This window comes from Bacillus sp. LR_5 (assembly GCF_042709275.1).
Genome location: NZ_JAVAXX010000448.1, coordinates 1 through 3,494, shown reverse-complemented (window position 1 = coordinate 3,494; position 3,494 = coordinate 1). Strand labels below are relative to the sequence as shown.

At 46.7% G+C, this 3,494-nt stretch carries 2 protein-coding genes; both read left to right on the top strand.

All coding sequences use genetic code 11. The features are described from left to right. Positions 1 to 2,575 (top strand): calcium-translocating P-type ATPase, SERCA-type (locus tag RAC86_RS36765; RefSeq protein WP_377886782.1); only part of this gene is annotated, 2,575 nt, incomplete at its 5' end. Between the two features lie 97 nt (positions 2,576 to 2,672). Further along, the coding region (locus tag RAC86_RS36760; RefSeq protein ID WP_377886781.1) for a YicC/YloC family endoribonuclease at positions 2,673 to 3,494 on the top strand (822 nt) is incomplete at its 3' end.

The window sequence follows — 3,494 nt, the reverse complement described above, 5'->3', positions numbered from 1 at the left end:
AAAAAAACGCCTTGACAAGCATGGACCAAACGAGCTGCAAGAAGGGAAAAAAACTTCAGCGCTTCTCTTGTTTTTCGCGCAGTTCAAAGATTTTATGGTGCTTGTGCTTCTGGCGGCAACGTTAATCTCAGGTTTTCTTGGTGAATATGTAGATGCGGTTGCGATTATTGCGATTGTGTTTGTGAATGGCATACTCGGTTTCTTTCAAGAAAGGCGTGCTGAGCAATCTCTTCAGGCTTTAAAAGAGCTTTCAACACCGCACGTCATGGCACTCAGGGAAGGAAGCTGGACAAAGATTCCTTCTAAGGAACTGGTGCCGGGTGATATTGTGAAATTTACGAGCGGGGACAGAATTGGCGCAGACGTTCGAATTGTTGAAGCGAGAAGCCTTGAAATAGAAGAATCAGCGCTAACCGGGGAATCAATCCCGGTTGTGAAGCATGCTGATAAATTGAAAAAACCGGATGTTTCACTTGGCGATATTACCAATATGGCATTTATGGGTACGATTGTGACCCGCGGCAGCGGTGTGGGGGTTGTCGTCGGGACAGGAATGAATACGGCTATGGGGAAAATTGCCGACATGCTTGAATCAGCAGGGACATTGTCAACCCCGCTGCAAAGAAGACTGGAGCAGCTCGGGAAGATTTTGATTGTTGTTGCATTGCTTCTGACCGTACTTGTCGTTGCTGTCGGTGTTATTCAGGGTCATGATCTGTACAGTATGTTTTTAGCAGGTGTCTCGTTAGCGGTAGCCGCTATTCCGGAGGGGCTGCCGGCGATTGTGACAGTGGCGCTTTCGCTTGGTGTACAGAGGATGATTAAACAAAAATCCATTGTTAGAAAGCTTCCTGCTGTTGAAACGCTTGGGTGTGCGTCTATCATTTGTTCAGATAAAACAGGGACAATGACCCAAAACAAAATGACGGTGACACATGTCTGGTCCGGAGGGAAAACATGGAGAGTGGCAGGGGCCGGCTATGAACCGAAAGGAAGCTTCACACTAAACGAAAAAGAGATCAGTGTCAATGAACATAAGCCGCTTCAGCAGATGCTTCTGTTCGGAGCGCTTTGTAACAACTCCAATATTGAGAAAAGAGACGGCGAATATGTGCTTGACGGAGATCCGACAGAGGGAGCGCTGCTCACCGCGGCAAGAAAAGGCGGTTTTTCAAAGGAGTTTGTTGAATCAAACTACCGGGTGGTCGAAGAATTTCCGTTTGATTCTGCACGGAAAATGATGACTGTCATCGTAGAGGATCAAGACAGAAAGCGCTATATCATTACAAAAGGTGCACCGGATGTACTGATGCAGCGATCTTCCCGTATTTATTATGACGGCTCAGCGGCTCTTTTTTCAAATGAAAGAAAAGCAGAAACAGAGGCGGTATTAAGACATTTGGCATCACAGGCACTCAGAACGATAGCGGTCGCCTACAGGCCGATAAAAGCAGGCGAAACACCGTCAATGGAGCAGGCGGAAAAAGATCTGACCATGCTTGGCCTTTCAGGTATCATTGATCCCCCGCGGCCGGAAGTCAGGCAGGCGATAAAAGAATGCCGTGAAGCAGGAATTAAGACCGTTATGATTACAGGTGATCATGTAGAAACCGCTAAAGCGATAGCGAAAGACTTGCGCCTCCTTCCGAAAAGCGGCAAAATCATGGACGGCAAGATGCTGAATGAACTTTCTCAAGAAGAGCTTTCTCATGTGGTGGAGGATGTGTATGTATTTGCCCGCGTTTCCCCTGAACATAAACTAAAAATCGTAAAAGCCTATCAGGAGAACGGGCATATTGTGGCGATGACGGGAGACGGCGTCAATGATGCTCCTGCCATTAAACAAGCTGATATCGGCGTCTCTATGGGCATTACCGGGACAGATGTGGCCAAAGAAGCATCATCTCTTGTTCTCGTGGATGATAATTTTGCGACGATTAAATCGGCGATAAAAGAAGGCAGGAACATCTACGAAAATATCAGGAAGTTTATCAGATACCTGCTGGCGTCTAACGTCGGAGAAATCCTTGTCATGCTGTTTGCGATGCTGCTCGCCCTTCCTTTACCGCTCGTTCCGATTCAGATTTTGTGGGTCAACTTGGTGACGGACGGATTGCCGGCAATGGCGCTCGGCATGGATCAGCCCGAAGGAGACGTCATGAAGCGCAAGCCCCGTCATCCGAAAGAAGGGGTATTTGCCCGCAAGCTAGGATGGAAGGTCGTTTCCAGAGGATTTTTAATCGGAGTTGCCACTATTTTAGCGTTTATCATTGTGTACCACCGCAATCCGGAAAACTTAGCTTATGCCCAGACGATCGCGTTTGCCACATTGGTGCTCGCTCAGCTTATTCACGTGTTTGACTGCCGCAGCGAAACTTCTGTTTTCTCTAGAAATCCGTTTCAAAACCTGTATTTAATCGGCGCGGTATTGTCATCCATTTTGCTGATGCTTGTAGTAATCTACTATCCGCCGCTTCAGCCGATTTTCCATACTGTAGCCATCACGCCGGGGGACTGGATGCTCGTCATCGGAATGTCCGCCATCCCTACTTTTTTGCTGGCGGGGTCACTTTGAACAAGAAAAAAATAAATTCATATGATATAATCTTAGGGGTAATAGCGTGTCTATTGCCCTTTTATTATGAGAACAGGGAAGAATTGGGTGTTTTAAAATGATACGAAGTATGACAGGCTTCGGCAGTGCAAGCAAAACACAAGACGATCTCTCTGTAAGCGTTGAACTTAAATCTGTGAACTACAGATTTAAAGAAGTGAACGCTCGTTTGCCAAGGCCTTTGCTATATTTTGAAGATAAGCTGAAACAGACCATTCTGCAGCATATTCAGCGCGGAAGAATTGAGCTTTTCGTATCTGTTGACAGCGATATGCTTGTTGAGAAAAGGCTTGAAATTGATTGGCCGCTGCTCGATGAGTTTGTCGCAGCCGCGAGAGATATGAAGAAGCGGTATCAATTGTCTGCAGAGCCCGATGTAATGGATTTCTTTAAGCTTGATCATGTTGTCCAGATTCATGAAGAACAGACGCAAAATGACAAGCTGGAGGCGTTGATCATCGATGCTGCAGAAGAAGCGGTAAAAGGTCTCTGTGAAATGCGTGAAAAAGAGGGGCTGCTCTTAGCGAAAGACTGCCTGATGCATATTGATCAGCTTGAAGAGCTGGTGAGAGAAACTGAATTGCTGGCTGCAGATGTCGTATCTCGTTACCGGGAACGGCTGTACGCCAGAATCAAAGAATGGACTGAAGACGTATTAGACGAGAGCCGGCTTGTAACAGAATGCGCTATTTTTGCAGACCGCTCTGATATCACTGAAGAGATTACAAGGCTGAAGAGCCACTTCGCCCAGTTTCGTGATATATTAGCTAGTGGCGGAGCTGTCGGGCGCAAACTCGACTTTCTTGTTCAGGAGCTCAATCGGGAAGCAAATACGATCGGCTCAAAAGCAAATGATCATCAGATCACAAAGCTTGTCGTT